Annotated in this window: 13 protein-coding genes; 7 read left to right on the forward strand and 6 right to left on the reverse strand. The window is 69.2% G+C overall.

Going from position 1 to position 17,441, the window contains the following annotated elements:
- Positions 1-204: 204 nt before the first annotated feature.
- A complete protein-coding gene (locus ACIP8W_RS10100; protein WP_401950122.1) occupies positions 205-525 on the forward strand; it encodes a ferredoxin in 321 nt (106 codons plus the stop codon).
- 4 nt (positions 526-529) lie between these two features.
- Here the strand turns inward: ACIP8W_RS10100 and ACIP8W_RS10105 are convergent, their stop codons facing one another.
- The 3 genes from ACIP8W_RS10105 to ACIP8W_RS10115 all read right to left on the reverse strand — a co-directional run bounded on the left by ACIP8W_RS10105 (position 530) and on the right by ACIP8W_RS10115 (position 3,637).
- Positions 530-1,117, reverse strand: a complete 588-nt coding sequence (locus tag ACIP8W_RS10105) for a hypothetical protein (protein WP_401950125.1) — start codon at positions 1,115-1,117, stop codon at positions 530-532.
- Positions 1,118-1,302: 185 nt separating this feature from the next.
- Entirely contained in the window at positions 1,303-2,208 is a 906-nt protein-coding gene (locus tag ACIP8W_RS10110; protein ID WP_401950128.1) for a tRNA (adenine-N1)-methyltransferase, read from the reverse strand.
- A 220-nt stretch (positions 2,209-2,428) separates the two neighbouring features.
- Positions 2,429-3,637, reverse strand: a complete 1,209-nt coding sequence (locus ACIP8W_RS10115) for a site-2 protease family protein (RefSeq protein ID WP_401950473.1) — start codon at positions 3,635-3,637, stop codon at positions 2,429-2,431.
- 94 nt (positions 3,638-3,731) lie between these two features.
- Between ACIP8W_RS10115 and ACIP8W_RS10120 the strand changes: the two genes are divergently transcribed.
- Positions 3,732-4,649: a RecB family exonuclease gene (locus ACIP8W_RS10120; protein ID WP_401950475.1), complete on the forward strand. Its 918-nt coding sequence runs from the start codon at positions 3,732-3,734 to the stop codon at positions 4,647-4,649.
- Between the two features lie 132 nt (positions 4,650-4,781).
- The gene (locus ACIP8W_RS10125; RefSeq protein WP_401950131.1) at positions 4,782-5,453 is read left to right on the forward strand and encodes a response regulator; all 672 of its coding nucleotides are present in this window, start codon (positions 4,782-4,784) and stop codon (positions 5,451-5,453) included.
- Between the two features lie 68 nt (positions 5,454-5,521).
- Here the strand turns inward: ACIP8W_RS10125 and ACIP8W_RS10130 are convergent, their stop codons facing one another.
- From ACIP8W_RS10130 to metH, 3 genes are all read right to left on the reverse strand, one after another.
- Positions 5,522-7,126, reverse strand: coding sequence for an ABC transporter substrate-binding protein (locus ACIP8W_RS10130; protein ID WP_402202588.1), 1,605 nt, complete (start codon positions 7,124-7,126; stop codon positions 5,522-5,524).
- 573 nt (positions 7,127-7,699) lie between these two features.
- A complete protein-coding gene (locus ACIP8W_RS10135; protein WP_402202590.1) occupies positions 7,700-8,422 on the reverse strand; it encodes an HAD family hydrolase in 723 nt (240 codons plus the stop codon).
- 157 nt (positions 8,423-8,579) lie between these two features.
- Positions 8,580-12,089 carry a methionine synthase gene (gene metH, locus ACIP8W_RS10140; protein ID WP_401950140.1) on the reverse strand — a complete coding sequence of 1,170 codons (3,510 nt, stop codon included), beginning with the start codon at positions 12,087-12,089 and terminating at the stop codon, positions 8,580-8,582.
- 236 nt (positions 12,090-12,325) lie between these two features.
- Between metH and ACIP8W_RS10145 the strand changes: the two genes are divergently transcribed.
- The 4 genes from ACIP8W_RS10145 (at position 12,326) to ACIP8W_RS10160 (ending at position 17,423) form a co-directional block, all read left to right on the forward strand.
- Positions 12,326-13,090 (forward strand): IclR family transcriptional regulator, encoded by a 765-nt coding sequence (locus tag ACIP8W_RS10145; protein WP_401950143.1) that lies wholly within the window; start codon positions 12,326-12,328, stop codon positions 13,088-13,090.
- 228 nt (positions 13,091-13,318) lie between these two features.
- Positions 13,319-14,110, forward strand: a complete 792-nt coding sequence (locus tag ACIP8W_RS10150) for an MIP/aquaporin family protein (protein ID WP_401950146.1) — start codon at positions 13,319-13,321, stop codon at positions 14,108-14,110.
- A 68-nt stretch (positions 14,111-14,178) separates the two neighbouring features.
- Positions 14,179-15,735 (forward strand): glycerol kinase GlpK, encoded by a 1,557-nt coding sequence (gene glpK / locus ACIP8W_RS10155; RefSeq protein ID WP_401950149.1) that lies wholly within the window; start codon positions 14,179-14,181, stop codon positions 15,733-15,735.
- Positions 15,736-15,803: 68 nt separating this feature from the next.
- Positions 15,804-17,423 (forward strand): FAD-dependent oxidoreductase, encoded by a 1,620-nt coding sequence (locus tag ACIP8W_RS10160; RefSeq protein ID WP_401950152.1) that lies wholly within the window; start codon positions 15,804-15,806, stop codon positions 17,421-17,423.
- Positions 17,424-17,441: the final 18 nt, after the last annotated feature.

The raw sequence follows: 17,441 nt of genomic DNA on the forward strand, positions 1-17,441 counted from the left end.
GTGGGTGATGATTGAAACCCCTAGATCACAAAGACTGTCGGGGTGTGTCCGATCTTCACCCTTGCGCTCTCCCTCACGCTCAGGGGATACCCACCCAGGGGCATCGGAAAGCCGCCGGTTGTATCGTCGAAGTGTTCAACACCCGTCAGGGCTGGCGCGACTTACCCCACAACACACCGTCCGAAGCAGGAAACGGCAGGAGAAATGACCGTGCAGCAGGAGGCTCCCACCGAGGACCGCACCGAGTCCGGTGAACCGCTGGAGGTCTGGATCGACCAGGACCTCTGCACCGGCGACGGGATCTGCGTGCAGTACGCGCCCGACATCTTCGAGCTGGACATCGACGGACTGGCCTATGTGAAGAGCGCCGACGACGAGCTGCTCCAGTCCCCCGGCGCCACCACACACGTCCCGCTGCCCCTGCTGCGGGACGTGGTGGACTCCGTGAAGGAGTGCCCCGGCGACTGCATCCATGTACGCCGGGTCACGGATCAGATCGAGGTGTACGGCCCCGACGCGGAGTAAACGTTCACCTGCCGCGGGCCGCGGGGCGCTCACCCCGTACGAACGCGCCGTTCTTCCAGGCCCAGGAGACCCGCTCCTCCTCGTCGGGACAGCAGCTGGGAACGCCGGGCCCCGAGTAGCCGAGCAGGGTCGCCAGGACCGCTCCCTCGCGTACCGCGAAGTCGGGTCCGACGCTCTGCTTGTCCTTCGGGTCGACGAGCGTCGCCACGATCCTGGCCCGGTCCCCGGCCGCCCTGGTCAGTACGTACACACCGCTGGGCGGGGTGCCCGAGCCCGCCGCGCAGCGGACCACGGCCACGGTCTCCGGGGCGCCGTCCCCGTCGAGGTCCCCGGACGCCTTTCGCGTCACCGTCGTACCCGCTCCCCCGCACTCCAGCGGGAACACCGCCTCCGCGGGGTCCGGGGCGGGCAGCGCGGCCATGCGCGGAGCGGCCCCTCCCAGCGGCGCGGGGCCCTGCTGGGAGGCGGTGGCGGCGCCGGGCTGCGACAGCCCCGCCAGAGCCACGACACCCGCCATCGCGGTGGCCGTCGCGAGCCAGTGCACCGGACGGGGCCGACTGTGCGCGAGGTCCGTAGCGTCGGAGATCTGCACGCGGTGTTGTCTCCTGGGAAGAGCGATGCCGACGAGAAGTCGGAAGTGCGGGAGGGAGACAGCATCGTGCCACATGTCACAGTGCGGCGGAACAGCGGGGTCCGTATCGCCAACATAAAGAAACCGCCGTCGAGTTCCCCCGTACGGAAGGGAACTCGACGGCGGTCGTGCCGTGTTGGGACGGGCTAGCGAGCGGCTCCGCCATTGGCGCTGCCGGGACCCTCGTAATCCTCGCCGTACGAGCCCTTGGAGGGCCGGCGACGGCGCAGCGGGGGCTCGACACCGTCGGCGAGACGGCGGGCCGTCACCAGGAAACCGGTGTGGCCGATCATCCGGTGGTCGGGACGGACGGCGAGACCCTCGACATGCCAGTTGCGGACCATCGACTCCCAGGCCGCCGGCTCGTTGAACGTGCCGAACTCCCGGATGGTCTCCACCGTGCGGGAGAGCTGGGTGGTGGTCGCGACATAGGCGCAGAGGATGCCACCGGGCACCAGGGCCTTCGAGACGGCCTCGATGCACTCCCACGGGGCGAGCATGTCCAGGATGACCCGGTCGACATCCGTGTCCGACAGGTTGTCCTGAAGGTCACCGACCGTCAGTTCCCAGGCGGGATGCGGCTCGCCGAAATAGCGCTCGACGTTCTGCCGGGCGATATCGGCGAAGTCCTGACGCCTCTCGTAGGAGTGCAGCATGCCCTGGTCACCGATGCCGCGCAGCAGGAAGCTGCTCAGCGAACCGGACCCCACACCCGCCTCGACGACACGCGCGCCGGGGAAGATATCGGCGAAGGCCAGGATCTGGCCCGCGTCCTTGGGATAGACCACGGCGGCACCGCGGGGCATGGACAGGACATAGTCGGGGAGCAGGGGGCGCAGCGCGAGGTAGGCGACGTTTCCCGTGGTACGGACAACACTGCCCTCGGGAGCACCGATCAGCTCGTCGTGCGGGAAGGACCCTTTATGGGTGTGGAAATTCTTCCCGGCTTCGAGCGTGAAGGTGTAGTGGCGTCCCTTGGGGTCGGTGAGCTGAACCTGGTCCCCGACCTTGAAGGGGCCGCGACGACGGGCGGCACCGGTCGGTTCGGACATACGCCCACCCTAACCCTTCTTTTTGAGGGCTCGGTTCGCCTCCGGGGCGCTCATGCCACTGTCGACAGTCGACCGTACTCGGTTCGCTCGTTCCTCACGAACCTCCGCGCGCTCTCCTTTACGGCAGCAGCGCGCCCCTTCGGCTCACTCTCCGGGCGAGAACGGGCATCCCCGCCCTCGTTGGCGGGGGTGGCGCCCCGGAGGCGACCGAGCCCTTGGATCAGTGCGGCCGGGCCATGGCGGAGACGAAGGCGCGTTCCACATCCGCCGTGGAGAGGACGCCGTAGATCTCGCCGGACTCCTCCAATACGAGGTACTCCGTGGCCGGGCTGGCCCTGAGGCGGTCGAGGAGGGCTTCTCCGGCGAGGTCGGCGGGGACCTTCATACCCTCGGTGAGGTCCTGGGCGAGGCCGCTGACCGCGACCCAGGGGCGGCGGTGCTGGGGGACGCCGACGATGGCGGATTCGCGGACCAGGGCCGTCGGGTCGCCGTGGCCGTCGACGACGACCAGGGCGCGGGCGCCCGCCTCGTTGGCCCGGCGCAGCGCCTCGGAGAGCGGGGTGCTGGACTCGACGGGGACGGCGCGCCGGGTGAGGGCACGGGCCTGGAGTTCGGGGAGGTGTTCGCGGAGCCTGGCCATGCGCAGGCTGTTGCCCGCGCCGGTCCAGATGATCGCGGCGAGGATGGCGGCGAGCAGCGCGTCCGTGACGGTCTCGACGCCGCCCATGTCCCGGGACGAGGAGCCGAGCGCGTCCGTACGGGTGAGCAGCGGGAGGCCGACGAGCACGGCGACGGCGAGGGCCCTGCCGACCCAGGCGGCGGCGACGGTGCCGCTCATGGGCTTGCCGGTGATCTTCCAGACGATCGCGCGGAGCATCCGGCCGCCGTCCAGGGGGAGGCCGGGCAGCAGGTTGAAGGCGGCGACGATCAGGTTGGAGAGCATCAGCCCCGCGAGCAGGACACCGGGGACCGTGCCGGCCTCCACGGCGAGCATGCCGAGGTAGAAGATCCCGGCGAGCACCAGGGAGAGCAGGGGGCCGACGAACGCCAGGACGAATTCGCGGCCTGGGGTCTCGGACTCCTTCTCGATCTCGGAGACTCCGCCGAAGAACTGGAGCTGGATCCGGCGCACCGGCAGCTTGAAGCGCAGGGCCGCGACGGTGTGGGCGAGTTCGTGGACGAGTACGGAGGCGTAGAAGGCCACCGCGAAGAACAGGGCCACCAGGTAGCGCAGATTGCCGAGTTCGGGCAGTACGCGGTCGAGCTGGCCGCCGAAGATCCAGGTGATGAGCGCGGCCACCACGAACCAGCTGGGGGCGACGTAGACCGGCACGCCGAAGGGGCGGCCCATGAGAATGCCACCGCCGGGATCTTCGCGGCGCGGCGGCTTGCCGCCGGGGCCCGAGTCCCCCTTGCCGGGCTGCGGCATACCGCTCTCGCCGCTCTCGTCGTCCTCTTTCACGGGTTCCCTTCGTCGGCGGCTTCGCTCGCTCGATCATGCAGTGCGAGAGGCTCTGTGGTCGATGGTATTCCGCTCGCTGTCAGTGTCGGGCCGTAGGGTCTGCGTCATGAGTACGAGCCTGCCGCCCTCCTCGCTGTCGCCGTCGCGCGCGAACGACTTCATGCAGTGCCCGCTCCTGTACCGGTTCCGGGTGATCGACAAGCTCCCGGAGAAGCCGAGTGAGGCGGCGACGCGCGGCACGCTGGTGCACGCGGTGCTGGAGCGGCTCTTCGACGCCCCGGCGGCGGAGCGGACGGCTCCCAGGGCCAAGGGGCTGGTGCCGGGCGAGTGGGACCGGCTGCTGGCGGCGCGGCCGGAGCTGGGCGAGCTGTTCGCGCAGGATGCGGAGGGCGAGCGGCTGGCGGGCTGGCTCGCGGAGGCGGAGCGGCTGGTGGAGCGGTGGTTCTCGCTGGAGGATCCGACCCGGCTGGAGCCCGCCGAACGGGAGATGTTCGTCGAGACGGAGCTGGATTCCGGGCTCCGGCTGCGCGGGGTGATCGACCGGGTGGATGTGGCGCCCACCGGCGAGGTGCGGATCGTCGACTACAAGACCGGCAAGGCCCCCCGGCCGGAGTACGCGGAGGGCGCCCGCTTCCAGATGACGTTCTACGCGCTGGTGGTGCGACGGCTGAAGGGCGTGCTGCCGCGCCGGCTCCAGCTGGTGTACCTGGGCAGCGGCGAGGTGGTGACGTACGACCCGGTGGAGGCGGACCTGGAGCGGGTGGAGCGCAAGCTGCTGGCGCTGTGGGAGGCGATCCGGCTGGCGACGGCCACGGGCGAGTGGCGGCCCCGGCGGACGAAGCTGTGCGGCTGGTGCGACCACCGGGCGCTGTGCCCGGAGTTCGGTGGTACGCCACCGGCGTACCCGCTTGAGGTGACCCCGGTGACGGCCGGGGTGCCCGCGCCGTCCGGGGCCCGGCTGGAGTCCGGCGTCGGCTGACCCGGACGCGTACCCGGCCACGTACCGGACCGTGCCCGGCCACGTACCCGGCCGAGCACCCGGACCGTGCCCGGACGCGTCGTCCGGGGGCGGCCGGGGCAGAATGGGGCCGGTCTACCGAAGGAGTTCTCCGTGACTGTCCGCGTCCTACTGGTCGACGACCAGCCGCTGCTGCGCACCGGCTTCCGGATGATCCTGGAGGCGGAGGGGGACATCGCGATCGTCGGTGAGGCCGGGGACGGCCTCCAGGCCATCGACCAGGTCCGCGCGCTCCAGCCCGATGTGGTGCTGATGGACATCCGGATGCCCCGGATGGACGGGGTCGAGGCGACGCGCCAGATCACCGGCCCCGGCCGGGACGGTCCGGCGAAGGTGCTGGTCCTGACGACGTTCGATCTCGACGAGTACGTGGTGGAGGCGCTGCGCGCCGGGGCCAGCGGCTTTCTGCTCAAGGACGCGCCCGCCCATGAGCTGGTCCAGGCGATCCGGGTGGTCGCGGCGGGCGAGGCGATGCTCGCGCCGAGCATCACCCGCCGGCTGCTCGACAAGTACGCGGACCATCTGCCGTCCGGTGAGGAGCCGCTGCCCGACACCCTGCACACCCTGACCGAGCGCGAGGTCGAGGTGCTGAAGCTGGTGGCGCGTGGTCTGTCGAACGCGGAGATCGCCGCGGACCTGTTCGTCAGCGAGACGACGGTCAAGACCCATGTGGGCCATGTGCTGACGAAGCTGAGCCTGCGCGACCGGGTGCAGGCGGCGGTGTACGCGTACGAGAGCGGTCTGGTGCGCCCCGGCGCCCAGTAGCCGCGGGGCCAACGGGGAAGGGCTGCCGAGAGGTTCCGGCAGCCCTTCGACCTGTGCGGTGACGGCGGTCAGGAGGCGGTGCCCCGGCGCAGCTCCCACAGGAGCAGCTCGGCGGAGGAGTTGACGGCCCATTCGACCCCGGCGATGTCGTCGCGCGAGGCGACATACGTCTTGCCCTGCCAGAGCGGCAGCACGGGGACGTCCTCGGCGACGATGTCCTGGATCTCACCGAAGGTCTTGGTGGCCGCGCTGCGGTCGGCCTCGCGGCGCGACTGCGGGATCAGCTCGGTGCGCAGCGTGGGGTTGTCGTACGGCGAGTTGAGGAAGTTGCCGCTGTCGAGGAAGGGCGCGATGTAGTTGTCCGGGTCGGGGAAGTCGGGGAACCAGCCCATCCCGTAGACCGCGTAGTCGCCCTTGCCCTGGTCGGGTCGGAAGGTCTTCCACTCCGTGCCCTTGATGGTGATGTCGAAGAGCCCGCTGCTGTTGAGCTGGTCCCTGAGGGTCTCGAACTCCTTCTTCGTGGCCGAGCCGTAGTGGTCGGTGGTGTAGTTCAGCGTCAGCTTGACCGGTGTGGTGATGCCGGCGGTCTGGAGGACCTTGGCGGCCTTGGGCAGGTCCCGGTCGCCGTACTTGTTGAAGAAGGAGTTGGTGTGGGTGGTGACGCTGGACGGGATCAGCGAGTACAGCGGTTCGGCCATCGTGCCGTACACCTTGGTGACGAGCTGGCCGCGGTCGATGGCGTAGGCGATGGCCTGGCGTACGGCCTTGTCCTTGACGCCCGGGGCGTTGGTGTCGAAGCCGAGGTAGCGGATCTCCAGGCCGGGCATCTCGGTGAGCTGGATGCCGTCCTTGGGGTTCTCGGACATGGACTCGACCTGCTCGGGCGACATCGCGCGGGTCATCACATCGATCTGGCCCTTGTCGAGCGCCTTGCCCATCTCGGCGGCGTCCTTGAAGGAATCCAGCTCGACCTTGTCGTTCTGGACCTTCAGATCGCCCTTGTAGTCCGGGTTCCTGGTGAAGACCGCCTTGACGACGGTGCCGTCCTTCACGTCGGCCTTGAAGGTGTACGGGCCGGAGCCGGTGACCTCGAAGCCGTCGCGGAGCTTCTTCGGCGCGTAGTCCTTCTTGCTGACGATCCCGGAGGGCGGGGTCGAGAGCTTGTACGGGAACGTCGCGTCGGCCGTCTTCAGATGGAAGATGACCTTGGAGTCGCCGTCGGTCTCGATGGTGTCGATGTTGTCCAGCAGGCTGTAGACACCGCTGGGGTCCTTGATGTTGAGGACGCGCTCCAGGGAGTACTTCACGTCCTCGGAGGTGAGCGGGTCGCCGTTGGAGAACTTCAGCCCGTCGCGCAGGGTGCAGCGGTAGCTCTGGTTGGCGCGGTCGGTGAACCCGCACTCCGAGGCGGCCTCCGGGACCGGCTTGCCGCCGCCGCGCGGCACGTGCATCAGGGTCTGGATGGTCTGGCGCAGGATGTTCCAGGAGCCGACGTCGTACGCGAAGGCCGGGTCCAGTGGCGCTCCGTCGTCCTTCGTGGCGATGTAGTGGTCCGTGGTCCCCACGACTATGGCATCACCGCCGCCGGAGCCACCGTCCGAGCCGCCGCAGCCGGCGAGCACGGGCGCGAGCACGCCGATCACGACCGGCAGCACCAAAGTCTTGCGGTTCATCCTGGACGTACTCCCTCATCCGGCACTGAGATACAGCGGTAATCAAGGAGACTCCGCCGCGTTTACCCGGTCGGGGTAGTGCGATCGGGCCGGGATACAGGGCGATCGGGCCTGTGTGCGGGGCGACTTGGCGGGTCGTCGGGACACGTCGTTCGATGCGGCGAAGTGCTCGCGACGAGATTAGTCGCCAAGCCCCGGGAATGCCGGACGGGGCCCGATCCGAAATGTCATCGCACAGTGAGCGGAAATAGCGGGGCGTAAATATGCCAGCCGCGGCATGTTTCGCGCACGTCACCACCAAACGGGACACATATGCACAGGAAGACGCCTCCCCGGCAGGTCCGGACCGGCCGAACCCGCCACTGTCGACGGGAACGCGCGTGACAAAGGTCACTCACCCGCCCTTTAGGTCGGGCCCCGATCGCCCACGGCGGTAGTCACGGAAAATGTCCGTGCGAATGCGATGAGTTTCCCTTTTGCATTTCCGGCGTGATGTTCGGTGCGCTGATCACTATCCGCGGACCAACAGATCGGCTCCGCGCACCAACAGATCGGTCTGCGCGTGCCAACGGATCAGTCTCCGCTCACCACGGATCGGTCTGTGCGCACCATCAGATCGCGCAGGAATACCAGGTCGACCTCTTCCAGCGACCCGACGACCGTGCACCCGTGCGCCGGTGCGATGGGCGCGACCGAGGGTACGGCGACCACCCGGCACCCCGCGGCCTCTGCGGCGGCCACTCCGGTGGCGGTGTCCTCGATGACCGCACAGCGCGCCGGGTCGGCGCCCAGCCCGCGGGCGGCGAGGAGATAGGGGTCGGGGTGCGGTTTCGTACGGGGGACCTCGTCGCCCGCGATGGTGAGCGCGAAGTTCTCGGAGCCGAGCGAGAGCAGGACACGGTCGATGATGCGCCGGTGTGAGGCGGAGACCAGCGCGGTGGGCACCCCGTGCGCGGCCAGTTCGGTGAGCAGCCGGCGGGCGCCCGGCATCAGCGGGACATCGCGTCCGACGCGGTCCTCGAAGGTGTCGTTGAGCAGGACGGTCAGCTCGGCGAGGGTGATGGCGGCGCCGGTGGCCTCGATGAGGAAGCCCGCGCTGCGGGTCATGGGACCGCCGACGACCACTTCGCGCCAGGACTCGTCGAGGATGTGTCCGAGGCTCTTGAAGACCTCCACCTCCGCGTCCCACCAGAACCCCTCGCTGTCCACCAGGGTGCCGTCCATGTCGAGCAGAACGGCCTGAAGCGCGGAGCCTTCGGCTGTACGGGTCATGGACGCGGGGACCGTACTGGTCATCCGGCACACCTCCAAGAGGGACGAGAAGGCCGGTCGCCTCCCCCACGGGTCTCCCCGCCGGGACAGGCGACCGGCCTGCGCTGGACCGACCAGTGTACGGCGCGTCCGCCGGTTGCGCGCGCCCCGGTGGACGCGCCGTACCACCGAAGACGCAGGGTCAGCGCGCGTTGAAGTACTTCGCCTCGGGGTGGTGGATGACGATGGCGTCGGTGGACTGCTCGGGGTGGAGCTGGAACTCCTCGGAGAGCTGGACGCCGATCCGCTCGGGCTCCAACAGCTCGGCGATCTTCGCGCGGTCCTCCAGGTCGGGGCAGGCCCCGTAGCCCAGCGAGAAGCGGGCGCCCCGGTACTTCAGCGAGAACATGTCCTCGACATCGGCCGGGTCCTCCCCGGCGAAGCCGAGCTCCGAGCGGACCCGGGCGTGCCAGTACTCGGCGAGCGCCTCGGCGAGCTGGACGGAGAGTCCGTGCAGTTCGAGGTAGTCGCGGTAGGAGTTGGACTCGAACAGCTCGGCGGTCGCCTCGCCGATCTTCGAGCCGACGGTGACGACCTGGAGGCCGACGACATCCGTCTCGCCGGACTCCTCGGGGCGGAAGAAGTCCGCCAGGCAGAGCCTGCGGCCGCGGCGCTGGCGCGGGAAGGTGAAGCGGGTACGCTCGGCGCCGTCCTCGCCCAGCAGGATCAGGTCGTCGCCCTTGGACACACAGGGGAAGTAGCCGTAGACGACGGCCGCTTCGAGCATGTTCTCGGTGTGCATCCGGTCCAGCCAGCCGCGCAGATGGGGCCGGCCCTCGCTCTCCACCAGCTCCTCGTAGGTGGGGCCGCCCTTGCGGGCCTCCTTCAGCCCCCACTGGCCCTTGAAGAGGGCGCCCTCGTCGAGCCAGGAGGCGTACTCCTTGAGCTGGATGCCCTTGACGACGCGCGTGCCCCAGAACGGCGGGGTGGGAACGGGGTTGTCGACGGAGACGTCCGAGCGGACGGTGCCCTCCTCGGGGCTCTCCTCGACCACGGTGGCCGCGGTGGCCCTGACCCGGCGCTGCTTCAGCTCGGGGAGGACGGCGCCGGGGACACCGCGCTTGACCGCGATCAGGGCGTCCATCAGGCGCAGCCCCTCGAAGGCGTCACGGGCGTAGCGGACCTCGCCCTCGTAGATCTCGTGGAGGTCCTGCTCGACATAGGCCCGGGTGAGCGCGGCGCCGCCGAGGATGACCGGGTAGTCGGCGGCCATCTGACGCTGGTTCAGCTCCTGGAGGTTCTCCTTCATGATCACGGTCGACTTGACGAGCAGACCGGACATGCCGATGACATCGGCGCGGTGCTCCTCCGCGGCCTCCAGGATCGCGGAGACGGGCTGCTTGATGCCCAGATTGACCACGTTGTAGCCGTTGTTGGAGAGGATGATGTCGACGAGGTTCTTGCCGATGTCGTGGACGTCGCCGCGGACGGTGGCGAGGACAATGGTGCCCTTGCCGTCGGCGTCCGTCTTCTCCATGTGGGGTTCGAGGTACGCGACGGCCTTCTTCATGACCTCGGCGGACTGGAGGACGAACGGCAGCTGCATCTGGCCGGAGCCGAAGAGTTCACCGACGACCTTCATGCCCTCCAGGAGCGTGTCGTTGACGATGGCGAGGGCGGGCCGGGTCTGGAGCGCCTCGTCGAGATCGGCCTCCAGCCCGTTCTTCTCGCCGTCGATGATGCGGCGCTGGAGGCGCTCGTCCAGCGGCAGGGCGAGGAGTTCCTCGGCCCGGCCGTCCTTCATCGACTTGGTGTTGACGCCCTCGAACAGCTCCATGAGCTTCTGGAGCGGGTCGTAACCCTCGGCGCGCCGGTCGTAGATGAGGTCGTGGGCGACCTTGACCTGCTCCTCGTCCAGCCGCGCGATCGGCAGGATCTTGGAGGCGTGCACGATCGCGGAGTCGAGTCCCGCCTTGACGCACTCGTCGAGGAAGACCGAGTTCAGGACGATACGGGCGGCCGGGTTGAGGCCGAAGGAGATGTTCGACAGACCGAGGGTGGTCTGTACGTCGGGGTGACGGCGCTTGAGTTCGCGGATGGCCTCGATGGTGGCGATGCCGTCGCCCCGGGACTCCTCCTGGCCGGTACAGATGGTGAAGGTGAGGCAGTCGATGAGGATGTCCGACTCATGGACGCCCCAGAGGGTGGTGAGGTCGGTGATCAGCCGCTCGGCGATGGCGACCTTGTGCTCGACGGTACGGGCCTGGCCCTCCTCGTCGATGGTCAGCGCGATGAGGGCGGCGCCGTGTTCGACGGCCAGTTCGGTGACCTGCGTGAAGCGGGACTCGGGACCGTCGCCGTCCTCGTAGTTGACGGAGTTGATGACGGCCCGGCCGCCGAGCTTCTCCAGTCCGGCGCGCAGGACGGGCAGTTCGGTGGAGTCGAGGACGATGGGCAGGGTGGAGGCGGTGGCGAACCGGCCCGCCAGCTCGGCCATGTCGGCGACGCCGTCCCGGCCGACGTAGTCGACACAGAGATCGAGCAGATGGGCGCCCTCGCGGATCTGGTCGCGGGCCATCTCCACGCAGTCGTCCCAGCGGCCGTCCAGCATGGCCTCACGGAACTTCTTCGATCCGTTGGCGTTCGTCCGCTCACCGATCGCGAGGTACGAGGAGTCCTGGCGGAACGGCACCGTCTGGTAGAGCGAGGCGGCGCCCGGCTCGGGGCGAGGCCGGCGCGGGGTGACGGCCTCGCCCCGGACGCGCTCGACGACCTGGCGCAGGTGTTCGGGGGTCGTACCGCAGCAGCCGCCGACCAGGGACAGTCCGTATTCGCGTACGAAGGTCTGCTGCGCGTCGGCCAGCTCCTCGGCCGACAGCGGGTAGTGCGCGCCGTCCTTGCCGAGGACGGGGAGGCCCGCGTTGGGCATGCAGGACAGCGGGATGCGGGAGTGACGGGCGAGATAGCGCAGGTGCTCGCTCATCTCGGCGGGGCCGGTGGCGCAGTTCAGGCCGATCATGTCGATGCCGAGGGGCTCCAGCGCGGTGAGGGCCGCGCCGATCTCGGAGCCGAGGAGCATGGTGCCGGTCGTCTCCACCGTCACCGAACAGATGATCGGAAGGTTCAGCCCCGAGCTGGTCAGCGCCCGGCGGGCGCCGAGGACGGCGGCCTTGGTCTGGAGCAGGTCCTGGGTGGTCTCCACCAGCAGGGCGTCGGAGCCGCCGGCGATCAGGCCCTCGGCGTTGAGCTGGTAGGCGTCGCGCAGGGTGATGTACGGGGCGTGGCCCAGGGTCGGCAGCTTGGTGCCGGGGCCCATCGAGCCCAGTACCCAGCGCTGCTGTCCGGTGGAGGCGGTGAACTCGTCGGCCACCTCGCGGGCGATCCTGGCGCCGGACTCGGCCAGCTCGTACACCCGATCGTCGATGTCGTACTCGGCCAGCGCGGCGTAGTTGGTACCGAAGGTGTTGGTCTCCACGCAGTCCACGCCGACGGCGAAGTACTCCTCGTGGACGGAGCGGACGATGTCCGGCCGGGTGACGTTGAGGATCTCGTTGCAGCCTTCCAGGTCCTGGAAGTCCTCCATCGTCGGATCCTGCGCCTGGAGCATCGTGCCCATCGCCCCGTCCGCCACCACCACCCGGGTGGCGAGCGCCTCACGAAGGGCGGCGATACGGGTCCGGCTGTCGGTGGGGGGGGTCGGCAACGAGGCCATGAAAGTACTCCCGGGGCTGCGACGGCTGTCGGCTTTGCGCCTGGCTGGTGGAAGGCGCACCCGGTCAGGGTAGCCGGGCGGGGCCCCGAACGGTGAGGTATTCCAGCGGTCGGACGGCATCCTGGTGCACGGGGTGTCCGAACACACGGTCTTGACAAGATCCCTCTCCGGAGAGAAAAGGTCGGCATAGGCCGATAGTGTTCAGCATTGTCGAACGTAGTGGAGGTCCGGGTCCGATGGCGAAGAGCATCCAGTCACTGGAACGGGCGGCGGCCATGCTCAGGCTGCTCGCCGGCGGTGAGCGCCGGCTCGGCCTGTCCGACATCGCTTCCGCGGTGGGGCTGGCCAAGGGCACCGCGCACGGAATACTGCGCACCCTCCAGGCCGAGGGCTTTGTCGAGCAGGACACCGCGTCCGGGCGCTACCAGCTGGGCGCCGAGCTGCTGCGGCTCGGGAACAGCTATCTGGACGTGCACGAGCTGCGCGCCCGCGCCCTGGTCTGGACGGACGATCTGGCCAGGTCGTCCGGGGAGAGCGTGCATCTGGGCGTCCTCCACCAGCAGGGCGTCCTCATCGTCCACCATGTCTTCCGCCCGGACGACAGCAGACAGGTCCTGGAGGTGGGCGCGATGCAGCCGATGCACTCGACCGCGCTGGGGAAGGTGCTCTCGGCGTACGACCCGGTGGCGCACAGCGAGGCCGTGGAGGGCGAGCGGCCGGCCCTCACCCCGCGGACCATCACCGATCTGGCCGAATTCGAGTCGGCGCTCGATCTGACCAGGGCACGCGGCTGGGCGGCCGATGTGGAGGAGACCTGGGAGGGGGTGGCCGCGGTGGCCGCGCCCATCCACGACCGCCGCCGAATGCCGGTGGGGGCCATCGCCATCACCGGAGCGGTGGAGCGGATCTGTCCGGCGGGAGAGCTGCGGTCCGAGCTGGTGGCCGCGGTACGCGAGTGCGCGCGGGCGGTTTCCAGGGACATCGGCGCCGGGCGCTTTTGAGCCGTATGCCCGATCATCGGTATTGATCGAGGTTTCGGCTCCCGAAACCCTTGACGCGGTGTTGACCGGAGGGCAAAACTGCCGTTCAGCGGTCGGCATTGTCGAACACCTACCGGCAATACGAGTTAGTGTGTGGCAACGCCATTGGCCGATAACGCCCTTACCTGAGGGTGCGGACCCTCTGGTGCTCACCGGAGGTCCGCCTCCCCCTGGACGAAGGAGTCTCGGGTGTCCAACTTCGACATCTTTATCGGCGAGGTCACAGGGACCGCCCTGCTGATCCTGCTCGGTGGCGGCGTGGTAGCCGCAGTGGTACTCAAACGCTCGAAGGCGCAGAACGCGGGCTGGGTCGCCATCACCTTCGGCTGGGGCTTCGCCGTCATGGTCGGCGCGTACCTCGCCGCCCCCATCTCCGGCGCCCTGCTGAACCCCGCCGTCACCCTCGGTCTCGCGATCGAGGGCGGCATCAAGTGGAGCGATGTCCCGCTGTACGTCGCCTCCCAGCTGCTGGGCGCGATGATCGGCGCCTTCCTGGTCTGGGTGGCGTACATGGGCCAGTTCAAGGCCCATCTCACCGACCCGGAGATCCTCGCGACGCAGCCGACGATCGAGGGCATGATCGACCAGACGTCGGCGCCCAAGGCCGGGCCCGTTCTGGGCATCTTCTCCACGGGCCCCGAGATCCGGAACGTCGTACAGAACATGCTCACGGAGATCATCGGCACCTTTGTGCTGGTCATCGCGATCCTCACCCAGGGGCTGAACGACAAGGGCAACGGCCTCGGTGTGATCGGCGTGCTGATCACCTCCTTCGTCGTGGTGGGAATCGGCCTCTCGCTGGGCGGTCCGACGGGATACGCCATCAACCCGGCCCGTGACCTCGGCCCGCGCATCGTGCACGCGCTGCTGCCGCTGCCCAACAAGGGTGGTTCCGACTGGAGTTACGCCTGGATCCCCGTGGTCGCCCCGCTGATCGGCGCCGCGCTGGCCGGCGGCTACTACAACTGGGCCCTGACGTAGGTCCTCCCTTCCCTTCGCGCGAACAGCCTTCGCGCGAGCAGCCTTCGCACCGAGCAGGAGCAGACACCGTGAGTGACACCACCAACACCGGCACCTCCTCCCATGGGACGGGCCCGTTCATCGCGGCCATCGACCAGGGCACCACATCCAGCCGCTGCATCGTCTTCGACCGGGACGGGCGCATCGTCGCCGTCGACCAGAAGGAACACGAGCAGATATTCCCCAAGCCCGGCTGGGTGGAACACGACGCCACCGAGATCTGGGCCAATGTCCAGGAAGTCGTGGCCCGCGCGATCGAGAAGGCCGGCATCACCTCCGCCGACGTCAAGGCGATCGGCATCACCAACCAGCGCGAGACCACACTGCTCTGGGACAAGAACACCGGTGAGCCCGTCCACAACGCCATCGTCTGGCAGGACACCCGCACCGACGCCCTCTGCCGGGAGCTGGGCCGCAACGTCGGCCAGGACCGCTTCCGCCGCGAGACCGGTCTGCCGCTGGCCAGCTACTTCGCCGGCCCGAAGGCCCGCTGGCTGCTGGACAACGTCGAGGGGCTGCGCGAACGCGCCGAGCGCGGCGACATCCTCTTCGGCACCATGGACTCCTGGGTCATCTGGAATCTGACCGGCGGCACCGACGGTGGTGTGCACGTCACCGACGTCACCAACGCCTCCCGCACGATGCTGATGAATCTGGCCACCCTCCAGTGGGACCAGAAGATCCTCGCCTCGATGGAGGTCCCGGCCGCGATCCTGCCGGAGATCCGCTCCTCCGCCGAGGTGTACGGGCACGCCAAGGCCGGCGTCCTGGCCGGCATCCCCGTCGCCTCCGCACTCGGTGACCAGCAGGCGGCCCTGTTCGGCCAGACCTGTTTCGCCGAGGGCGAGGCCAAGTCGACGTACGGCACCGGCACCTTCATGCTGATGAACACCGGCGACAAGCCCGTCAACTCGTACAACGGCCTGCTGACCACGGTCGGGTACCGCATCGGGGACCAGAAGGCGGTGTACGCCCTGGAGGGCTCCATCGCCGTCACCGGCTCGCTGGTCCAGTGGATGCGCGACCAGATGGGGCTGATCAAGTCCGCGGCCGAGATCGAGACCCTGGCGTCCTCGGTCGAGGACAACGGCGGCGCGTACTTCGTCCCCGCGTTCTCCGGTCTCTTCGCACCGCACTGGCGCCCCGACGCGCGTGGTGTCATCGCCGGTCTGACCGGTTACGTCACCAAGGCGCACATCGCCCGCGCGGTGCTGGAGGCCACGGCCTGGCAGACGCGCGAGATCAGCGACGCCATGACCAAGGACTCCGGTGTCGAGCTGGCCTCGCTCAAGGTCGACGGCGGGATGACCTCCAACAATCTGCTGATGCAGACGCTCTCCGACGTCCTCGACGCACCCGTGGTGCGCCCGATGGTCGCCGAGACCACCTGCCTCGGCGCCGCCTACGCCGCGGGGCTGGCCGTGGGCTTCTGGCCGGACACCGACGCGCTGCGCGCCAACTGGCGCCGGGCCGCCGAGTGGACGCCCCGGATGGACGCGGCGGTCCGTGACCGCGAGTACAAGAACTGGCTCAAGGCCGTCGAGCGGACCATGGGCTGGCTCGACACCGATGACGACGACAGCTGAACCCGGACAGCTGACCAACCGACAGCCGACCGGCCACGGAGGCCGGGACCGCTGAAGAGGAGTGAAGAATGAGCACCCTGCGCTGCGTCCCCGCACTGGGGACGCACCCGGCCGGCGGTTCCCTGCCGAGCCGCGCCGAAACCCGCGACCAGTTGTCCCACGCGACATACGACCTGCTGGTGATAGGCGGCGGCATCCTGGGCATCTCCACCGCCTGGCATGCCTCTCAGTCGGGACTGCGGGTGGCACTGGTGGACGGCGGCGACTTCGCCGGCGCCACTTCCTCCGCCTCCTCCAAGCTGCTCCACGGCGGTCTGCGCTATCTGCAGACCGGCGCGGTGAAGCTGGTGGCGGAGAACCACTTCGAGCGCCGTGCGGTGTCCCGGCAGGTGGCACCGCATCTGGCCAACCCCCTCACCTTCTATCTGCCGGTCTACAAGGGCGGCCCGCACAGCGCGGCCAAGCTCGGCGCGGGCGTCTTCGCCTACTCCGCGCTCTCCGCGTTCGGTGACGGCGTCGGCCATGTGATCAGCCCGGCCAAGGCCCGGCAGGGCGTCCCCGAGCTGCGTACGGACAATCTCCAGGCCGTGGCCGTCTACCACGACGACCAGATGAACGACGCGCGCATGGCGCTGATGACCGTCCGCGCGGCCGTCGACTCGGGCGCCACCGTCCTCAACCACGCCTCCGTCACCGGGCTGCGCTTCACCCAGGGCCGGGTGACGGGCGCCGAGCTGAAGGACGCGCTCGACGGTACGGAGTTCGGCGTCGACGCCCGGCTGGTCCTCAACGCCACCGGCCCCTGGGTCGACCACCTGCGGAAGCTGGAGGACCCCGCCGCGGCGCCCTCCATCCGGCTCTCCAAGGGCGCCCACCTGGTCCTCAAGCGGACCTCCCCGTGGAAGGCCGCGCTCGCGACCCCCATCGACAAGTACCGGATCACCTTCGCCCTCCCCTGGGAGGACATGCTGCTGCTCGGTACGACGGACGAGGAGTACGAGGGCGAGCCCGCCGACGTCGCGGTCAACGAGAAGGACATCCACCAGATCCTGGACGAGGCCGCGTTCTCCGTACGCGACCAGCAGCTGTCCCGCGATCTGATCACCTACTCCTTCGCCGGACTGCGCGTCCTGCCCGGCGGCCCCGGCGATACCTCCAGGGCCAAGCGCGAGACCGTGGTGACCGAGGGCCGCGGCGGCATGCTGTCGATCGCCGGCGGCAAGTGGACGACCTTCCGCCACATCGGCCGCACCGTGCTCAAGAAGCTGGAGTCCCTGCCGGGCCACCCGCTCGGCCAGGGCATGGAGCCCGTCTCCCAGCTGCCCAAGAAGCTTCCGCTGCCCGGTATCTCCAACCCGAACGCGGTCGCCCACCGGCTGCTGATCGACGGCGGCGGTACGGGCCCGTCCATGGCCGTCGACACCGCCCGCCACCTCGCCACCCACTACGGCTCGCTGGCCTTCGACATCGTGCGGCTGGCCAACGAGTTCCCGGAGCTGGGCGAGCGGATCCACCCGGACGCCCCGGAGATCTGGGCGCAGGTCGTCTACGCCCGCGACCACGAGTGGGCCGAGACCGCGGACGACGTACTGCGCCGCCGTACGACCCTGACGATCCGCGGCCTGGACACGGACCCGATCCGCGCCAAGGTCGAGGAGCTGCTCGCCAAGCGCGGCCGGCTCGGCTGACGGGGATCCGGGCGGCCG

Source organism: Streptomyces sp. NPDC088554 (genome assembly GCF_044752945.1).
Taxonomy (GTDB): domain Bacteria; phylum Actinomycetota; class Actinomycetes; order Streptomycetales; family Streptomycetaceae; genus Streptomyces.